Annotated in this window: 18 protein-coding genes and 1 tRNA gene; 8 read left to right on the top strand and 11 right to left on the bottom strand. The window is 64.1% G+C overall.

Going from position 1 to position 16,920, the window contains the following annotated elements:
• Positions 1 to 16 precede the first annotated feature (16 nt).
• From K2O51_RS28195 to ispB, 8 genes are all read right to left on the bottom strand, one after another.
• A complete protein-coding gene (locus tag K2O51_RS28195; protein ID WP_011299110.1) occupies positions 17 to 208 on the bottom strand; it encodes a DNA gyrase inhibitor YacG in 192 nt (63 codons plus the stop codon).
• Between the two features lie 4 nt (positions 209 to 212).
• Positions 213 to 971 (bottom strand): cell division protein ZapD, encoded by a 759-nt coding sequence (gene zapD, locus K2O51_RS28190; protein ID WP_011299109.1) that lies wholly within the window; start codon positions 969 to 971, stop codon positions 213 to 215.
• A gap of 214 nt (positions 972 to 1,185) precedes the next feature.
• Positions 1,186 to 1,812: a dephospho-CoA kinase gene (gene coaE / locus K2O51_RS28185; protein ID WP_140953486.1), complete on the bottom strand. Its 627-nt coding sequence runs from the start codon at positions 1,810 to 1,812 to the stop codon at positions 1,186 to 1,188.
• A gap of 68 nt (positions 1,813 to 1,880) precedes the next feature.
• A complete protein-coding gene (locus K2O51_RS28180) occupies positions 1,881 to 2,768 on the bottom strand; it encodes a prepilin peptidase (RefSeq protein ID WP_245001889.1) in 888 nt (295 codons plus the stop codon).
• 3 nt (positions 2,769 to 2,771) lie between these two features.
• On the bottom strand, positions 2,772 to 4,046 hold the full coding sequence (locus K2O51_RS28175) for a type II secretion system F family protein (RefSeq protein ID WP_011299106.1): 1,275 nt from the start codon (positions 4,044 to 4,046) through the stop codon (positions 2,772 to 2,774).
• 35 nt (positions 4,047 to 4,081) lie between these two features.
• A complete protein-coding gene (gene pilB, locus K2O51_RS28170; protein WP_041680065.1) occupies positions 4,082 to 5,821 on the bottom strand; it encodes a type IV-A pilus assembly ATPase PilB in 1,740 nt (579 codons plus the stop codon).
• A 299-nt stretch (positions 5,822 to 6,120) separates the two neighbouring features.
• A tRNA-Pro gene (locus K2O51_RS28165) sits at positions 6,121 to 6,197 on the bottom strand.
• A 107-nt stretch (positions 6,198 to 6,304) separates the two neighbouring features.
• The gene (gene ispB / locus K2O51_RS28160; RefSeq protein ID WP_049796430.1) at positions 6,305 to 7,234 is read right to left on the bottom strand and encodes an octaprenyl diphosphate synthase; all 930 of its coding nucleotides are present in this window, start codon (positions 7,232 to 7,234) and stop codon (positions 6,305 to 6,307) included.
• 494 nt (positions 7,235 to 7,728) lie between these two features.
• On the opposite strand from ispB, the gene rplU reads away from it, so the two are divergent.
• From rplU to proB, 4 genes are all read left to right on the top strand, one after another.
• The gene (gene rplU / locus K2O51_RS28155) at positions 7,729 to 8,040 is read left to right on the top strand and encodes a 50S ribosomal protein L21 (RefSeq protein ID WP_011299103.1); all 312 of its coding nucleotides are present in this window, start codon (positions 7,729 to 7,731) and stop codon (positions 8,038 to 8,040) included.
• A gap of 39 nt (positions 8,041 to 8,079) precedes the next feature.
• Positions 8,080 to 8,340 carry a 50S ribosomal protein L27 gene (gene rpmA, locus K2O51_RS28150; protein WP_011299102.1) on the top strand — a complete coding sequence of 87 codons (261 nt, stop codon included), beginning with the start codon at positions 8,080 to 8,082 and terminating at the stop codon, positions 8,338 to 8,340.
• A gap of 122 nt (positions 8,341 to 8,462) precedes the next feature.
• Positions 8,463 to 9,560: a GTPase ObgE gene (gene obgE, locus K2O51_RS28145; protein WP_011299101.1), complete on the top strand. Its 1,098-nt coding sequence runs from the start codon at positions 8,463 to 8,465 to the stop codon at positions 9,558 to 9,560.
• Positions 9,561 to 9,645: 85 nt separating this feature from the next.
• Positions 9,646 to 10,764 (top strand): glutamate 5-kinase, encoded by a 1,119-nt coding sequence (gene proB, locus K2O51_RS28140; RefSeq protein WP_011299100.1) that lies wholly within the window; start codon positions 9,646 to 9,648, stop codon positions 10,762 to 10,764.
• 71 nt (positions 10,765 to 10,835) lie between these two features.
• On the opposite strand, the gene K2O51_RS28135 is transcribed toward proB, so the two are convergent.
• Positions 10,836 to 11,417, bottom strand: a complete 582-nt coding sequence (locus K2O51_RS28135) for a CNP1-like family protein (RefSeq protein WP_011299099.1) — start codon at positions 11,415 to 11,417, stop codon at positions 10,836 to 10,838.
• On the bottom strand, positions 11,417 to 12,112 hold the full coding sequence (locus tag K2O51_RS28130; protein ID WP_011299098.1) for an RNA pyrophosphohydrolase: 696 nt from the start codon (positions 12,110 to 12,112) through the stop codon (positions 11,417 to 11,419). Before K2O51_RS28130 ends, K2O51_RS28135 begins: the two co-directional genes overlap by 1 nt.
• 194 nt (positions 12,113 to 12,306) lie before the next feature.
• Between K2O51_RS28130 and K2O51_RS28125 the strand changes: the two genes are divergently transcribed.
• The 4 genes from K2O51_RS28125 to K2O51_RS28110 all read left to right on the top strand — a co-directional run bounded on the left by K2O51_RS28125 (position 12,307) and on the right by K2O51_RS28110 (position 16,350).
• Complete coding sequence (locus K2O51_RS28125) at positions 12,307 to 14,028, top strand: proline--tRNA ligase (protein WP_140952267.1); 1,722 nt, start codon at positions 12,307 to 12,309, stop codon at positions 14,026 to 14,028.
• Positions 14,029 to 14,032: 4 nt separating this feature from the next.
• The gene (locus K2O51_RS28120; RefSeq protein ID WP_011299096.1) at positions 14,033 to 14,758 is read left to right on the top strand and encodes a lytic transglycosylase domain-containing protein; all 726 of its coding nucleotides are present in this window, start codon (positions 14,033 to 14,035) and stop codon (positions 14,756 to 14,758) included.
• Positions 14,755 to 15,603, top strand: a complete 849-nt coding sequence (locus K2O51_RS28115) for a 2OG-Fe(II) oxygenase (RefSeq protein ID WP_011299095.1) — start codon at positions 14,755 to 14,757, stop codon at positions 15,601 to 15,603. Before K2O51_RS28120 ends, K2O51_RS28115 begins: the two co-directional genes overlap by 4 nt.
• Positions 15,604 to 15,723: 120 nt before the next feature.
• Positions 15,724 to 16,350, top strand: a complete 627-nt coding sequence (locus K2O51_RS28110; RefSeq protein WP_140952262.1) for a LysE family translocator — start codon at positions 15,724 to 15,726, stop codon at positions 16,348 to 16,350.
• Positions 16,351 to 16,357: 7 nt separating this feature from the next.
• On the opposite strand, the gene K2O51_RS28105 is transcribed toward K2O51_RS28110, so the two are convergent.
• Positions 16,358 to 16,900, bottom strand: coding sequence for a hypoxanthine-guanine phosphoribosyltransferase (locus tag K2O51_RS28105; protein WP_011299093.1), 543 nt, complete (start codon positions 16,898 to 16,900; stop codon positions 16,358 to 16,360).
• Positions 16,901 to 16,920: the final 20 nt, after the last annotated feature.

Genomic DNA, 16,920 nt, shown 5'->3' with positions numbered 1-16,920 from the left:
TGTAGGACGGGACGACTCAGTCGTCCTCGTCTTCAGGCAGGTCCGGCGAAGGCGTTTCGCCGGGCTTGCTGCCGATCACGTATTTTTCGGACGCCCACGCGCCCAGGTCAATCTGCTTGCAGCGCTCCGAGCAAAACGGGCGGAACTTGTTCTCGGGAATCCATTCCACCTTGGTGCCGCAGGTGGGACATTTGACGACGGCAGGCATGACTTCAGAAATTGCAGAGCTTGAGCAGGAACGGAATGTCGGCATCGACCGAACGCGGGCGCAGGTCGCCGTCCTGCTGCGTAAAGCGCACCCATAGCATGTACTTGTTGGCGCTCATCTCGGGGATGAAGGCCAGCAGCGAATCGTCGAGGTGCACCTGCATGAGCTGGTAGCTGCGGCCAGACAGCATCTGTTGGTAGCTGCCGCCCGTGGCGATCACCTTGCCGCTCTGGCCCGATTCACGCAGCAGGCGCAGTACGGTGGACGTACCGGCACGCAGCGCGACCAGCGGGCGGGCCCATTTCAGGATGTCGGCGCGGCGTTCTTCGGCCGGACGGTGCTGCCACGCATAGTACGCCGGCAAGTCGAATTCGCACGTGCCGCCCGGAATGATGGCGCGGCTGCGGATGCTCGTTAGCCACTCATTGTCAGTCAGCAGCTGTCCCGCCTTGCCGACAGTCTGGTTGAGCATGGCAATGCCTTGCTCGATCTCGCCGATGATGGCGTCCAGCGCCTCCTGATCGATCTGCGGATTGACCCGCAGCGCAGTCAGCGCCTGGCGCTGGCGCTCGAGTTCCTTGATCAGATCAGTCTTGAGGTCGGCGCGGCCGGCGACGTCAATGATCTCGAACAGCGTGGTCAGCGCGACATGGTGCTGCAGTGGATGTTCCTGGCCGAGGAAGTAATCCAGGCGATCGAACAGGTCTTCCAGGCGCAGGAGTGTCCTGATGCGTTCGTTGAAAGGATATTCGTACAGGATCAAGTGCTATGTCCGTGCAGCGCTTTGGCGGCGCTCCGGTCGGAGCGCCACGGTGCGGGCGTGGCCCGGGGAACGTCAGGAATGTGTGGACGATTCAGCTTTCCACGCATTTCGCGTCATGTTCCAGCGCATTCTATGCGAGACGGGCTGAGAGGACAATGCAATGTGAACGGTGCGCCGTGTTCTGGAGTGGTCCGGTGCCCGGTCGTGCTCCGGCTCACGCTTGCGTGACGCCGGCGGCGGACAGTGCACGATAGGTGCGATCAAGCTGATCCACCTGTGCCGTCAGTGCCTCAACCGGCCCATCGTTGTCGATCACGTCATGGGCGACTGCCAGGCGCTGTGCACGCGTTGCCTGCTTAGCCATGATGGCCAGCACCTGCTCGCGGCTGAAGCCGTTGCGCGACATGACACGGGCGATCTGCGTGTCCTCGCTGCAGTCCACGACCAGCACGCGCCCCACGCGATCGAGCCATGCGCCCGATTCAACCAGCAGCGGCACTACGTAGATCAGATAGGGATGCTCACGGGCGTGCGCGATCTCGGCGGCGCGTGACGTGGTCAGTTCGCGGATCAGCGGATGGGTGATGCCTTCGAGCCGTGCCTTGGCGGCCGGGTCCGCAAAGACCACCGCGCGCATGGCATCGCGGTCCATGGCGCCGTCGGGGCGCAGGCACTGCGGGCCGAAGGCCTCGACCAGCGCGGGGATGGCCTGCCCGCCCGGGGCAGTGATCTCGTGGGCCAGCAGGTCAGTGTCGATGATGGCGGCGCCGCGCGCGGCGAACATGTCGGCTACGCGGGTCTTGCCGCTGCCGATACCGCCAGTCAGTCCGATCTCCAGCATGTCAGGTTCCGTGGGTGCAATGCCCCAAACGATACCAGCTTGGCGCTTCTCCGGTCCTCTGGCGCCGCTTACGGCATGAATAGCAGCGGCAGCACACCCGGGCCGAAGAACAGCACCAGCCCGCCGGCGCCCGCAATGAATGGGCCGAACGGGAACGGCGTGTCCCGTCCCTGGCGGCGCAGCGCGATATTGGCGACGCCGAACACCACGCCGACCACCGACGACAGCAGCACCAGCGACGGCAAGGCCTGCCAGCCGAACCAGGCGCCCAGCGCGGCCATCAGCTTGAAATCGCCGTAGCCCATGCCTTCCTTGCCGCGCACGAGCTTGAACAGCCAGTAGGCGCTCCACAGCAGCAGGTAGCCGGCCACGGCGCCGATCACGGCATCGGCAATCGGCACGAACAGCCCGGCCAGGTTCAGCAGCAGGCCCAGCCACACCAGCGGCAGCGTGATCTGGTCGGGCAGCAACTGCGTATCGGCGTCGATCATCGTCAGTGCCATCAGCGCCCACAGCAGCACCAGCGCGGCCACGCCCTGCCAGGTCGCGCCGAAGTGCCAAGCGGCCAGCGCGCTGAGCACGCCGGTCGCCAGCTCCACTAGCGGATAGCGCATGCCGATCGGTGCCTTGCATGACGAGCAGCGTCCGCGCAGGAACAGGTAGCTGATAACCGGAATATTCTCCCAGGCCGCGATCGCATGGCCGCAGTGGGGGCAGGCCGAGCGCGGCACCATCAGGTTGTAGCGGTCGGGGTAGGGCAGCGGGTCGCTGCGCACTTCGGCGATGTAGTTGGCCTCGTCGTGTTCCATCATGCGCGGCAGCCGGTGGATCACCACGTTCAGGAAGCTGCCGACCAGCAGGCCGAGGACGGCGGCTGCCGCCACCAGAAACCACGGCGGCAGTGCCGCCAGCGCCGGCAGCGCAAAGGCGCCGCCGGCGGGGAATGCCGGATTCATCAATTACACCACCTGTCCCAGCTTGAAGATCGGCAGGTACATCGCGACCACCATACCGCCGATGAGCACGCCCAGCACCACGATAATGAGCGGCTCGATCAGGCTCGAAATGGCCGCCACGGCGTCATCGACCTCGCGCTCGTAGAACTCCGCCACCTTGATGAGCATATTGTCCAGCGCGCCCGATTCCTCGCCGATCTGCGTCATCTGCAGCACCATGTTGTCGAACACGTGCGTGGCTTGCATGGCGTTGGTCAGGCTGGTACCGATGCGCACGGACTGTTCGATCTCGCGCGTGGCGTCGTAGTAGACCCAGTTGCCCGCCGCGCCGGCCACGGATTCCATCGATTCCACCAGCGGCGTACCCGCCGCGAACATGGTGGCGAGCGTACGCGTCCAGCGCGCGATCACGGCCTTGCGGAAGAGGCTGCCGAAAATGGGCAGCTTCAGCATTATGCGGTCCGTGGTGCGCTGGACCTTCTCGGATTTCTTCAAGGCCCGTAAATAGAACGCGATTGCCCCCACCGGTATGCCGATGACGATGTACCAGTACGCGACGAAGAAGTCCGAGATGGCGATCACGACCAGCGTCGGCGCCGGCAGGTTCGCGCCGAAGCTCGAGAACACACCCTTGAACGCCGGGATCACGAACAGCATCAGGATCACCGTCACGGCAAAGGCCACGGTCAGCACCGCGATCGGGTAGATCATCGCGGACTTGATCTGGCTCTTCAGCGCGATGGTCTTTTCCATGTAGAGCGACAGGCGCTCGAGCAGGGAGTCGAGAATACCGCCCTGCTCGCCGGCGTCGATCAGGTTGCAGTACAGCGTGTCGAAGTAGCGCGGATGGCGTCGGAACGCCGCCGCCATGCTGCTGCCGGATTCGATGTCGAAGCGGATGTCGGACAGCAGCTGCGTGAAGTTCGGATTGGCGTGCCCGCGCGCGATGATGTCGATCGACTGCAGCAGCGGAATGCCAGCCTTCAGCATGGTCGAAAGCTGGCGCGTGAAATACGCGATGTCCTTCTCGGTGATCTTCTTGCCGCGCGCGGCCTTGCGCTTCTTGAGCTTGACCACCGTGAGGCCCTGCTTGCGCAGCGCCGCCGTGACCTCGGCCTGGTTTTCGGCCCGCTGTTCCCCGGTGAACGTCTTGCCTTTGCGGTCCTTGCCTTCCCACTCGAAGATGTACTGCGTGGGTGCTTTACGTCCTGCTCGTCCTGCCTTCGCGCGTGGCGGCACTGCCGCCCGTGCGCTCGCAGCTGGTGCGCGCGTTGCCATGATCGACCCCCGACATGAATGTTTTGTCTGTAGTTTTATGAATTGGTGGTGGCCAGCACTTCTTCGAGTGACGTGACCCCTTGCTTGACCTTGAGCAGGCCAGCTTCCCGCAACGATAGCACGCCGTCGCGCCGCGCCTGCTCGGCAATCTGCAGCGCCGTACCGTGCGACAGGATGATCTGCTGCATCGCCTCGGTGATCGGCATAACCTGGTAGATGCCGCAGCGTCCCTTGTAGCCGCTGCCATTGCAGCGCTCGCAGCCGACCGGATGGTACGGCTGCCAGCTACCGTCGAGCTGCGGTTCCTTGAACCCGGCGTCGAGCAGCGCTTCGCGCGGGATCGTGCCGGGCTTCTTGCAGGTGCACAGCCGCCGCGCCAGGCGCTGCGCCGTGATCAGCAGCACGCTCGATGCGATGTTGAACGGCGCCACGCCCATGTTCATCAGTCGCGTGAGCGTGGTCGGCGCATCGTTGGTGTGCAGCGTCGACAGCACCAGGTGGCCTGTCTGCGCGGCCTTGATCGAGATATCGGCGGTTTCCAGGTCGCGGATTTCGCCGACCATGATGATGTCCGGATCCTGCCGCAGGAACGAACGCAGCGCCGCGGCAAAGGTCAGGCCGGCTTTGTCGTTGACGTTGACCTGGTTGATGCCGGGCAGCTGGATTTCAGCCGGGTCCTCAGCGGTCGAGATATTGATATCGCCCTGGTTCAGCAGGTTCAGGAACGTATAGAGCGACACGGTCTTGCCGCTGCCGGTCGGCCCGGTCACCAGGATCATGCCGTAGGGCCGCTTGATGGTTTCCAGCAGCAGCGCCTTCTGTTCGGGCTCGTAGCCGAGCTGGTCGATATCGAGCTTGTCGGACGATGATTCCAGGATACGCATCACGATCTTCTCGCCGAAGAGCGTGGGCAGCGTCGACACGCGGAAGTCCACCGCCTTCTCGACGGTTTCCTTGTCCTTGCCGTCCTTGTCCTTGTCCTTGGGCAGCGCGATCAGCAGCTTCATGCGGCCGTCCTGCGGCACGCGCTTTTCAGAAATGTCCAGGCGCGACAGCACCTTGATGCGCGTGGCGATCTTGTCGCGAATATCGAGCGGCGGCCGCGCGACCTCGTGCAGCACGCCGTCCACGCGGAAGCGGATGCGGTAGAAGGTCTCGAACGGCTCGAAGTGCAAGTCCGACGCGCCGCGGTGGAAGGCTTCGGTCAGCAGCTTCTGCAGGAAGCGCACGACCGGCGCATCGTCGATGTCGTTGGTGGCGCCCGTGCGGGGCCGCTGCGCGGCGGCGGCGACCGGATCGTATTCGATCATCTTGCGCTCAGTGGGCGTGCCGGGCGCAACGTCCTTGAGCGTGCCCAGCGCTTCGCCGGCGGAACGCACATGCTTCATCAGCTTGTCGTGCTCCACCACCACGGTGTCGAGCGGCAGGTTGTACTTCTGCTTGATGGCGTCGAGTCCCGCCTGGTTGGACGGGTCCGACATGGCCACGACAAGGCGGTTCTCGCGCCGCCCCAGCGGCAGCAGGCGGTGCGCGTGGAATTCGCGGTTGCCGGCCAGCGCGGACGGCACCTTGTTCATGTTGTACTGGCTGAGATCGAGCAGTGGAAGCTGATACTTGTCGGCGGCGAACAGTGCGACGTCGTGCGCGGTCATGGTGCCGGTGCCAACGATCTCGTCGATCAGCTGCGTCTGCTTTTCGCGTGCCGACTGCTCAAGTTGGGCGAGCAGCGCGGGGGCGATACGACGGCTCTGTGCAAGGGCGAGACCAAGTGTCATGGCAGGGACCAGGTAGTGCATTGCGCCCGGAGGCGCCGGTCGGGGCCATGGGCCCCGGATCGGCGCAGTTTGCCGCCGGGGTCACTTTTTGTAAAGGCGACAAATGGACGGTGTCGGCATTTGTGCGACACGGGCGCAACCCTACTTGCGCGGGGAGCGGGCGCGGCAGCGCAGTAGCGGCTGATGGGCGGAATATCGGTGCCGCGAGAAGGCTCGCGAAGAAGGCGACGCAGAAAACAAAAAAGCCGCACATTGCTGTGCGGCTTCTTGCTGGCCCAGTACTGCATGGCCATGAATTCTGGTCGGGGTGAGAGGATTCGAACCTCCGGCCTCTACGTCCCGAACGTAGCGCTCTACCAGGCTAAGCTACACCCCGAAATTCTGTTGCTAATACTCTGCTTTGTTGCTAACACGTTAGCGTCAGCAGCAAAGAACGTAACTTTAACAGCGTTTCTTCCGGAAGGGAAGAGGCTGGCGGCAATTTCAGGATTGCCGCTGCAGCGAGAACTCGCACAGCGCGATCAGCGTGTCTTTCCAGTCGGACGCCGGGAACTGCTGCGCAGCCTTCTCGGCGGCTTCGGCTTCGCGGCGTGCCGCTTCGAACGTGACATCGAGCGCGCCGCTCGCATGGATGGCCGAGAACACTGCGTCGAAATGCTCGGTGCCGCCTTGCACGATCGCTTCGCGCGCCAGCACGCGCTGCTCCGGCGTGCCGTACTCGAGCAGGTGCAGCAGCGGCAGCGTCGGCTTGCCTTCGCGAAGGTCGTCGCCGGCGTTCTTGCCCATCTGCTCGGCACTCGCGGTGTAGTCGAGCATGTCATCGATGAGCTGGAACGCGGTGCCGATACGGCGGCCGTACTCGGCGGCGGCTTCTTCCATGGCGGCGTCCGCACCGGCCAGCACCGCGCCAAGCTGGGCGGAGGCCTCGAACAGCTTGGCCGTCTTGTAGCGGATCACTTGCAGGTAGCGTTCGATCGTGACGTCGGGATCGTGCATGTTCAGCAGCTGCAGCACTTCGCCTTCGGCGATCACGTTGGTCGCGTTGGACAGAATCTCCATGATTCGCATGCTGCCCGCATCGACCATCATCTGGAATGCGCGCGAATAAAGGAAGTCGCCGACCAGCACGCTGGCGGCGTTGCCGAACACCGCGTTGGCGGTCTCGCGGCCGCGGCGCAGTTCGGATTCATCGACCACATCGTCATGCAGCAGCGTGGCGGTGTGGATGAACTCGACGACGGCTGCGAGCTCATGGTGGCGGTTGCCGTCGTAGCCAAACGCGCGTGCCGACATCAGCAGGATCACCGGGCGCAGGCGCTTGCCGCCGGCACTGATGATGTATTCGCCGATCTGTTCGATCAGTGGAACTTCAGAAGACAGCCGTTGACGGATGACCGCATCGACCGCGCGCATGTCTGCAGCGACCGGGGCAAGCAAGGCAGTGGCGGAAGGCTGGGTCAAGATGATCACCGTTACGCAAAACCGGACGATTATATGCGATGCGAACGTGGTTCACGCCAATGGCTGTCCCCGTTCGGGGGATGCGGGTAGCGGCGGACTATAATCCGGACATGAACAAGCCCATGTCCCGCCGCAATGTCCGCCGCACGGCCTGGTGGGTGGCGTTTGCCGCACTGGCGGGCTTTCTGCTGGCCGATCTGACCTGATCCTCGTTGGCGCAGAAGTGCGCAAGGCGTCGCCGGACAGGCTATGTGCCTGTTTTCTTTGCGTTTTTCCGTGGCCTCGTTTACAATACGCGGTTTCCTCCGGTTGCTTTGCCCGTTTTGCGGCTGCTGACCGGTGGGAGATAACCGGGCCTCACCATGCGCGCAAGCGCCCAAATGCGGGGCGCGCAAGCGCTCTGGTGCAGGTCATCGGCGTTTTATTCACATCCGAGAGGTTCGACAATGTACGCGGTCGTAAAAACCGGCGGCAAGCAATACAAGGTTGCTGCTGGCGAAAAACTTAAAGTAGAACAGATACCGGCAGACATTGGCGCAGAAATCACGCTCGACCAGGTGCTCGCAGTGGGCGCCGGCGACCAAATCAAGTTTGGTACGCCGCTGGTTAGCGGGGCTTCCGTCAAGGCTACCGTTATCTCCCAAGGTCGTCACGACAAGGTGAAGATCTTCAAGATGCGCCGTCGCAAGCACTACCAGAAGCGTCAGGGCCATCGTCAGAATTACACCGAGCTGCGCATCGAAGCGATCAACGCCTGATCATTCGAACGTAACCCGGTAAAGCGACAGGAGTAAGACATGGCACAGAAAAAAGGCGGCGGTTCCACGCGGAACGGCCGTGATTCCGAATCGAAGCGTCTGGGCGTGAAGGTGTTTGGTGGCCAGGCCATCAACGCCGGCGGCATCATCATCCGCCAACGCGGCACCCGCGTGCACGCCGGTGACAACGTGGGCGTGGGCAAGGACCACACCCTGTTTGCACTGGTCGACGGCCACGTGCAATTCGCCGTCAAGGGCCCTGCCAAGAAGCAGCACGTCAGCGTCGTCCCGGCGGCCTGATAACAGCCTTTGCAGCACGAAGGCCCCGCAACGCTTGCGGGGCTTTTTTGTTTCTGGCGACAATATAAATAGTCAATGCCAGTCACCCGCCCGGTCACCTGGCTCCATCACGGAAACCCATCATGAAGTTCATCGACGAAGCCCGAATCGAAGCCATCGCCGGCAACGGCGGCAATGGCAGCGCCTCGTTCCGGCGCGAGAAGTTTGTGCCCTTCGGTGGTCCGGATGGCGGCGACGGCGGCCGGGGTGGCAGCGTGTTCGCCGTGGCGGACCGCAACATCAATACGCTGATCGACTTCCGCTACGCGAAGAAGCACGTGGCGCGCAACGGTGAAAACGGCCGTGGCTCCGACTGCTACGGTGCGGCCGGCGACGACGTCACGTTGCGCATGCCGGTCGGTACGCTGATCACCGACATGGACACCGGCGAGCTGATCGCCGACCTGACCGAGCACGGCCAGAAGGTCTGCCTGGCCGAAGGCGGCATGGGTGGCTGGGGCAACCTGCATTTCAAGTCCAGTACCAACCGCGCGCCGCGCCAGCAGGTTGACGGCAAGCCGGGCGAGCGCCGCATGCTCAAGCTCGAACTCAAGGTGCTGGCCGACGTCGGCCTGCTGGGCATGCCCAACGCCGGCAAGTCGACGTTCATCTCGCATATCTCGAACGCGCGGCCGAAGGTGGCGGACTACCCGTTCACCACGCTGCACCCGAACCTGGGTGTGGTGCGCGTCGACCATGAGCAGTCTTTCGTGGTGGCCGACATTCCGGGCCTGATCGAAGGCGCGGCCGAAGGCGCTGGCCTCGGCCACCAGTTCCTGCGCCATCTGCAGCGTACGGGCCTGTTGCTGCACATCGTTGACCTCGCGCCGTTTGATGAAGCCGTGGATCCCGTGGCGGAAGCCAAGGCCATCGTCAACGAGCTCAAGAAGTACGACGAAACGCTCTACGACAAGCCGCGCTGGCTCGTGCTGAACAAGCTCGACGTAGTGCCCGAGGAAGAGCGCGCCACGCGCGTGAAGGACTTCATCAAGCGCTACAAGTGGAAGGGCCCGGTGTTCCAGATCTCCGCGCTGACCGGCGACGGCTGCCGCGAGTTGATCTACGCGATCAAGGACCACCTGGCAGCGCTCAAGGCTGAAGAGGCCGCAGCGCTGGCCGAGCCCGATATCCGCCTCGACGAGCGCCTGCATAACGTCGACCACGACGGTCACGAGCAGTAAGCCAGCTTTTCTCCCTCGCCCATGCGGGGCGAGGGATCACCATTGGGGATGCCAGAAAAGCCCCCCGGAGACAGGATTTCTCGCCATGCAATCGGTCATTGCCCAGGCAAAACGTATCGTCGTCAAGGTTGGCTCCAGCCTGGTCACCAACGACGGCAAGGGATTGGACTACGACGCCATTGCGCGCTGGGCGGCGCAGATCGCAAAGCTGCGTTCGATCGGCAAGGAAGTGGTGCTGGTTAGTTCCGGCGCCATTGCCGAGGGCATGCAACGCCTGGGCTGGGTACGCCGACCGCGTGAAATCCACGAACTGCAAGCCGCCGCCGCCGTTGGCCAGATGGGCCTGGCGCAGGTCTACGAAAGCCAGTTCGGCCGCTATGGCATCCGCACCGCGCAGGTGCTGCTGACCCACGCCGATCTGGCCGACCGCGAACGCTACCTGAACGCACGTTCCACGCTGCTCACGCTGCTGTCTCTCGGCGTCGTGCCGATCATCAACGAGAACGACACCGTGGTTACCGACGAAATCAAGTTCGGCGACAACGACACGCTTGGCGCGCTGGTCACCAACCTGATCGAAGGCGATGCGCTGGTCATCCTGACCGACCAGCGTGGGCTCTACACCGCTGATCCGCGCAAGGACCCGAATGCCGAGTTCGTCGACGAGGCGCTGGCCGGCACGCCCGAGCTGGAGCAGATGGCGGGCGGCGCCGGTACATCGATCGGCCGGGGCGGCATGCTGACCAAGATCCTCGCGGCCAAGCGCGCGGCCAAGTCAGGCGCGCACACGACCATTGCGTCTGGCCGTGAGGCCAACGTGCTCGAACGCCTGGCAGCCGGTGAGGCCATTGGCACGCAACTGCTGGCGCCGACCGGCCGCCTGACCGCGCGCAAACAGTGGATGGCAGATCACTTGCAGCTGCGCGGCCGCGTGGTCATCGACGCCGGCGCCGTCGAAAAGCTGACGAGCGGCGGCAAGTCACTGCTGCCGATCGGCGTGGTCGAAGTGCAGGGCGAGTTCGCGCGCGGCGAGGTAATTGCCTGTGTCGGCGCGGACGGGCGCGAAGTGGCGCGCGGCATCACCAACTATTCGAGCGCCGAGGCCCGCCTGATCGCGCGCAAGCCGTCGTCGGAGATCGAGTCGGTGCTCGGCCACCTGAACGAACCCGAACTGATCCACCGGGACAACCTCGTGCTGGTCTGAGCCGGCATCACGCCGCAAAAGAAAAGGGCGACGCCGAGGCATCGCCCTTTCTGCATTCAGCCGGCTGGCATTCAGCGACGGTGCGGTGCGCTGTCCTTCAGGTCGCGGACCATTTTCTCCGGCGTACCGGCCACGGTGCGGCCTTCGCAGAAGAAATCCGTCGCCAGCGTCGCCGCATAGGCGTTGCGCGCCGAAGTCTGCATGCGGATCCAGCTGTCGCGAGACTCGCCGCGGTTCACTTCCCATTCCTTGGCACCTGCCGGGAGCGTCGCGTAGATCCGCCGCTCGAAGGCGTCGCAGCGCAGGCCTTCGTAATTCACGTTGCGCGCACCCGTCGAGCTGCTGATTACCACCGTGAACCGCACCACCTTGTCGTTGCCGACCGACACCGACTTGCCGTCCACCTCGAACGTGAGATTGCCGGTGCCGTTGACCGAGAACGGAATCAGGTTCGCATCCTGCGGCAGCGCTGGCAGAATGGCCTCTTCTTCCTTGAAGGTCTTGGGCTCGAACGGATTGATCCACTTGGATTCTTCTTCGGGCATTTCCTTGCCGGTGGTCTTGCAGCCTGCCAGTGCCAGGCAGGCGGCGGCAAGCAACAGGCCAGCAGCGGTCAGGCCGCCGCGGCGGCCCAGGCCGGTAACACGATTCATCAGGACTCCGTCGGGTTGGGGGCCGGCGTAGCCGGCAAAACTGCATCGCTTTCCACTGCCTGCACCGCTTCCGCTGCCGGTGCAACAGGCGCGACCTGCGTGACGGGCTGCAGCGGCCGGCGCTGCGCCAGCGTGGGCGGCTGGCCGGGCTGCTGCGCATACCGCTGCCCGCTGCCATGGCGGCCGTGATGCACGCCGTACGGGCTCAGCGGCACGCGCGGATTGCGGTTCAGGAAGCGCGACAGCTCTGTCAGTGCAAGCTGGTACACGTCGCGCTTGAACTCGATGACTGCCTCCAGCGGCACCCAGTAGTCGCTCCACCGCCAGGCATCGAACTCGGGATGCTCCGTGGCGCGCAGGTGTACGTCACAGTCCCTGCCTGCCATGCGCAGCAGGAACCAGATCTGCTTCTGGCCCCTGTAATGGCCGCGGATCTCGCGGCGGATGAACTTGTCCGGCACCTCATAGCGCAACCAGTCGCGCGTGCGACCGACGATCCTGACGTGCTCCGGTAGCAGGCCGATCTCCTCATGCAGTTCGCGATACATGGCCTGTTCGGGCGTTTCGCCGTACTTGATGCCGCCTTGCGGAAACTGCCAGGAATGCTCGCCGATTCGCTTGCCCCAGAAAACCTCGTTTCGTGCGTTGATGAGGATGATGCCGACGTTCGGGCGAAAGCCTTCACGATCGAGCATGACTGCACCTCGAATCCTTTAGAATTATGTCGATTATAAAGGATGCGCGCGGCCCGGCTCAGGCGGGGTGCTGCTGGTTTTCCCCGAGCGGGAAGGGCAGTTTCAGGCAGTTGTCGGCGCGTTCCAGTCGATTATGCGCGGCATGGCTGCCGCCAATTCACCGGGATTTACCGGTTTCCAGAGAAGACATTCGGATGAAAGCCTCGCAATTTTTCATTTCCACCCTGAAGGAAGCCCCCGCCGACGCGGAAATCGTGTCGCACAAGCTCATGATGCGCGCGGGCATGATCAAGAAGCTCGGCGCCGGCATCTACAACTACATGCCGGTGGGCCTGCGCGTGATCCGCAAGGTGGAAAACATCGTCCGCGAGGAAATGAACCGCGCCGGCGCCGTGGAACTGTCGATGCCCGTGATCCAGCCGGCCGAGCTGTGGCAGGAAACCGGCCGCTGGGACAAGATGGGCCCGGAGCTGCTGCGCCTGAAGGATCGCCACGAGCGCGACTTCGCCGTGCAACCGACCTCCGAGGAAGTCGTGACGGACATTGCGCGCAGCGAAATCCGCAGCTACAAGCAGCTGCCGGTCAATTTCTACCAGATCCAGACCAAGTTCCGCGACGAGCGCCGTCCTCGCTTCGGCATCATGCGCGGCCGCGAATTCACGATGAAGGACGCGTACTCGTTCGACCGTGACGCCGAGGGCCTGAAGAAGTCGTACGAGAACATGTACGACGCGTACGTGCGCATCTTCCAGCGCTTCGGCCTGGAATTCCGCGCCGTGGCGGCCGACAACGGCGCCATCGGCGGTTCGGGCTCGCACGAATTCCACGTGATTGCCGACACCGGCGAAGACGCCATCGTCTACTGCCCGACGTCCGACTACGCCGCCAACATGGAAGCCGCCGAGGCGCTGCCGCTGGTGGCCGAGCGTGCCGCGCCGACCCAGGCGCTGGAAAAGACCTTTACTCCGGAAAAGGTCAAGTGCGAGCAAGTGGCCGAGTTCCTGGGCATCCCGCTCGAACGCAACGTCAAGTCGATCGTGCTGGCCAAGGACACCGAGGCCGGCGCAGAGATCTGGCTGCTGCTGATCCGCGCCGACCACGAGCTTAACGAGGTCAAGGCTTCGAAGGTGGCGGGCCTGGCTGACTTCCGCTTCGCCACCGAAAACGAGATCGTCGACGCGTTCGGTTCGCCCCCGGGCTACCTGGGCCCGATCGACATGAAGAAGCCGGTCAAGGTCGTGGCCGACCGCACCGTCGCCAACATGAGCGACTTCTGCTGCGGCGCGAACTATCGCGACTACCACTTCACCGGCGTCAACTGGGGCCGTGACCTGCCCGAGCCGATCGTTGCCGACCTGCGCAACGTGGTGGCCGGGGACGCCTCGCCGGACGGCAAGGGCACGCTGGAAATCTGCCGCGGCATCGAAGTGGGCCACGTGTTCATGCTCGGCACGCGTTATTCCGAGTCGATGAACGCGACCTTCCTGGACGAGAACGGCAAGACCCAACCGATGCAGATGGGCTGCTACGGTATCGGCGTGACCCGTATCCTTGGCGCCGCCATCGAGCAGAACTTCGACGAGCGCGGCATCATCTGGCCCGCCGCCATTGCCCCGTTCGAGGTCGTGGTGTGCCCGGTCGGCTATGACCGCTCCGAAGCCGTCAAGGCCGAGGCTGACCGCATCCACGCCGAGCTGCTGGCTGCCGGCGTGGACGTCATCATTGACGACCGTGGCGAGCGCCCCGGCGTGATGTTCGCCGACTGGGAACTGATCGGCGTGCCGCACCGCGTGGTGGTGGGCGACCGTGGCCTGAAGGAAGGCAAGGTCGAATACCAGGGCCGCCGCGACGCGCAGGCGACGCAAGTGGCCGTGGCCGACGTGGTCGGCCACGTACGCGGCCAGATCGGCAAGTAAGCCCATGCGCGCGGCCCGTCTGGTTCGCACGGCCGGCAGCCTGCTGCTGGCGTTTGCCGCCACTGCCGCGCAGGCTGGCGCGCAAAAGGAAGAAGATCTGGCCGATTCGGTGCGCGGCGCGCTGGCTGCGGCCATTGCCGACTCGCGCCCGGTGCGGCCGGTCTTTGCCACCGGCGGCGAACGGCTGGCCTACCTCAAGTGGCTCGGCGAAATGTCGCATCGGCTCGAAGGCCGCATCCCCGAGCCGCAGATGCGCGTGGAGCTGATCGAAGCCGCGTACTACGAAGCCAAGCGCGCCGGGCTCGAACCCTCGCTGGTGCTGGGCCTGGTGCAGGTCGAAAGCAACTTCCGCAAGTACGCGATCAGCTCGGTCGGCGCGCGCGGTCTGATGCAAGTGATGCCCTTCTGGGTCCGCACGATCGGCGACAACGACCCGCGCAAGCTGTTCCACCTGCAGAGCAACCTGCGCTACGGCTGCACCATCCTGCGCCACTACCTGGACCGCGAGCAGGGCGACCTGTTCCTGGCGCTCGGCCGCTACAACGGCAGCCGCGGCCGTCCTGAATACCCGAACGCGGTGCTGGCCGCGTGGAAGCGCTGGCAGTATTCGGAAGCCACGGTTACCGTCGCGGGCGACCCGGAGAACGCGCCGACCCGTCCGCGCAAGCTGCTGCCCGAGGCGCCCGCGCGTAACCCGTTCTCGCCGCAGCGCCTGGCCAATCCGTCATGACTGTCGACACGCGTCCGGCCGTGGGCAATCCGGGCTATGCCACCTCGTCGCCCGAGCTTGAGCGCTGGCTGGCGCGGCATATTTCCGAGGGCTTTGGCGCCGAATCGCTTGTGCTTTCCATGCTGCGGTCTGGCTATGACGCCGCGTTCGCGCGCAGCGCCGTGGCCACGGCAATGGGCCATCGTCGTCCCGATGCGTCGGCTACTCAACCCGCGCCACGTCTCGCCCGGCGCGAAGTTCCCGTGCTGTTTTCCCTGCAGTCGCCGAGCATCCGTCTGTACCAACACTTGTTGAGCGATGCCGAGTGCGATGCGCTGGTCGAACTCGCACGCGGACGCCTTGCGCGTTCGCCGGTGATCAACCCGGATACTGGCGACGAAAACCTGATCGATGCGCGCACCAGCATGGGTGCCATGTTCCAGGTGGGCGAGCACACGCTGATCCAGCGCATCGAGGACCGCATTGCCGCCGTGCTCGGCGTACCCGTCGACCATGGGGAAGGTTTGCAGATACTCAACTACAAGCCGGGCGGCGAATACCAGCCGCATTTCGATTTCTTCAATCCGAAGCGCCCCGGCGAGGCACGCCAGCTCCGCGTAGGCGGCCAGCGCACTGCGACGCTCGTGATCTACCTGAACACGCCGCAGGCGGGCGGCGCAACGGCGTTCCCGCGCATCGGCCTGGAAGTGGCGCCGGTCAAGGGCAACGCTGTGTACTTCAGTTATCTGCAACCCGACGGCAAGCTCGACGAACGTACGTTGCACGCCGGCCTGCCGGTGCAATCGGGCGAAAAATGGATCGCTACCAAGTGGCTGCGTGAGCACCCATATCGCGCAGGCGCATAACGACCGGCCCGCTGTACGGCGCACTGCCGTCACGGAAGAATTTCGCGAAACTGTACCGGTACTGTACTGTTAGCTGTGACTAGACTGGCAGCAATCCCCCATATTCAGCGGTTGCGTGCCATGGCTTTCCCCGATCTTGTCGCTGGTTCTGGCGTCTTTCTCGCGTTTTCTGCATTCGCCCTGGTGTCGTCGATCACGCCCGGTCCCAATAACACCATGGTGCTCGCCTCCGGCGTGAATTTCGGATTCACGCGGACGATTCCGCATCTGCTAGGCATCAGTAGCGGCTTTTCGCTGATGGTCGCGCTGGTAGGTCTTGGGCTTGGCTCGATGTTCTCGCACTGGCCATGGACGTGGCAGGTGCTTCGGATCGCGGCCGGCGCTTATCTGGTCTGGCTCGCATGGAAGCTTGCTACCTCAGGCGGCCTGCAGGATCGACAGGTCGCGCGCCCGATGGGTTTCCTGCAGGCGGCCGCGTTCCAGTGGGTCAACCCAAAGGCTTGGGTGATGGCGGTAGGCGCGTGCAGCACCTATGTGCTGCACGGCAATGTGTGGCTGAACGTGGCGTTGATGGCGGGCATCTTCGCCGTTATCAACCTGCCGAGCGTGGCGATGTGGGCCGTGTTTGGCTCGGCCCTGCGCCGCTGGCTGTCGCAGCCGCGCGTGCTGCGCGTGTTCAATGTGGGGATGGCGTTGCTGCTGCTGGCGTCGCTGTGGCCGATTCTGGGGGCACACCACGCCGGCTGACGGGCGCTTACATCAGCGCCCGAATCGTCCCCAGATTCCGCCAGTATCCCTTCGCGTCCATCCCGCAACCAAACACATACCGGTCCGGCACCTGGAAGCCGCAGAAATCCGGATGCATCGGCTTGAGCTTGGTCAGCGTCTTCTCGCACAGCACCGCGGCGTGGAATTCCTTGGCGCCCATATCCATGATGCGCTGGCGGATGGCCGCCATGGTCTCGCCTTCGTCGAGGATATCGTCGAGCACCAGCACCACGCGATCCCTGACGGATTCACGCGGCGCCACGCGCCATTGCATCTCGCCGCCCACGGTCTTGTTGTTGTAGCGGGACAGGTGGATGTAGTCGAATTCCAGCGGGAACTGCAGCTTGGGCAGCAGCATGCCGGTGAACACCACCGCGCCGCCCATCACAGACAGCACCAGCGGGAAGGCATCGCCCATCTTCGCGGTGATGTCTTTCGCCATGCGGTCCAGCGATGCCTGGACTTCCTGGGCGCTGACGATTTCCTCGGAGTTGGCCCACAGTTCGCGGGCCTGTTCAGCGGTCATCATGATGTCTTTCCTGTTCTTGT

The organism is Cupriavidus pinatubonensis (genome assembly GCF_019602855.1).
GTDB classification, from domain to species: domain Bacteria; phylum Pseudomonadota; class Gammaproteobacteria; order Burkholderiales; family Burkholderiaceae; genus Cupriavidus; species Cupriavidus pinatubonensis.
The sequence above is the reverse complement of the archived record's forward strand: the minus strand, read 5'-3'. Positions and strand labels throughout refer to the sequence as shown.

Bases quoted from the DNA above. Each gene is read 5' to 3' on its own strand.
- K2O51_RS28195 (WP_011299110.1), bottom strand. From the start codon at position 208: ATGCCTGCCGTCGTCAAATGTCCCACCTGCGGCACCAAGGTGGAATGG.
- coaE (WP_140953486.1), bottom strand. From the start codon at position 1,812: ATGCTGGAGATCGGACTGACTGGCGGTATCGGCAGCGGCAAGACCCGC.
- K2O51_RS28180 (WP_245001889.1), bottom strand. From the start codon at position 2,768: ATGAATCCGGCATTCCCCGCCGGCGGCGCCTTTGCGCTGCCGGCGCTG.
- K2O51_RS28175 (WP_011299106.1), bottom strand. From the start codon at position 4,046: ATGGCAACGCGCGCACCAGCTGCGAGCGCACGGGCGGCAGTGCCGCCA.
- pilB (WP_041680065.1), bottom strand. From the start codon at position 5,821: ATGACACTTGGTCTCGCCCTTGCACAGAGCCGTCGTATCGCCCCCGCG.
- ispB (WP_049796430.1), bottom strand. From the start codon at position 7,234: ATGCGCGCGGTCGATGCGGTCATCCGTCAACGGCTGTCTTCTGAAGTT.
- rplU (WP_011299103.1), top strand. From the start codon at position 7,729: ATGTACGCGGTCGTAAAAACCGGCGGCAAGCAATACAAGGTTGCTGCT.
- rpmA (WP_011299102.1), top strand. From the start codon at position 8,080: ATGGCACAGAAAAAAGGCGGCGGTTCCACGCGGAACGGCCGTGATTCC.
- obgE (WP_011299101.1), top strand. From the start codon at position 8,463: ATGAAGTTCATCGACGAAGCCCGAATCGAAGCCATCGCCGGCAACGGC.
- proB (WP_011299100.1), top strand. From the start codon at position 9,646: ATGCAATCGGTCATTGCCCAGGCAAAACGTATCGTCGTCAAGGTTGGC.
- K2O51_RS28135 (WP_011299099.1), bottom strand. From the start codon at position 11,417: ATGAATCGTGTTACCGGCCTGGGCCGCCGCGGCGGCCTGACCGCTGCT.
- K2O51_RS28130 (WP_011299098.1), bottom strand. From the start codon at position 12,112: ATGCTCGATCGTGAAGGCTTTCGCCCGAACGTCGGCATCATCCTCATC.
- K2O51_RS28125 (WP_140952267.1), top strand. From the start codon at position 12,307: ATGAAAGCCTCGCAATTTTTCATTTCCACCCTGAAGGAAGCCCCCGCC.
- K2O51_RS28120 (WP_011299096.1), top strand. From the start codon at position 14,033: ATGCGCGCGGCCCGTCTGGTTCGCACGGCCGGCAGCCTGCTGCTGGCG.
- K2O51_RS28115 (WP_011299095.1), top strand. From the start codon at position 14,755: ATGACTGTCGACACGCGTCCGGCCGTGGGCAATCCGGGCTATGCCACC.
- K2O51_RS28110 (WP_140952262.1), top strand. From the start codon at position 15,724: ATGGCTTTCCCCGATCTTGTCGCTGGTTCTGGCGTCTTTCTCGCGTTT.
- K2O51_RS28105 (WP_011299093.1), bottom strand. From the start codon at position 16,900: ATGATGACCGCTGAACAGGCCCGCGAACTGTGGGCCAACTCCGAGGAA.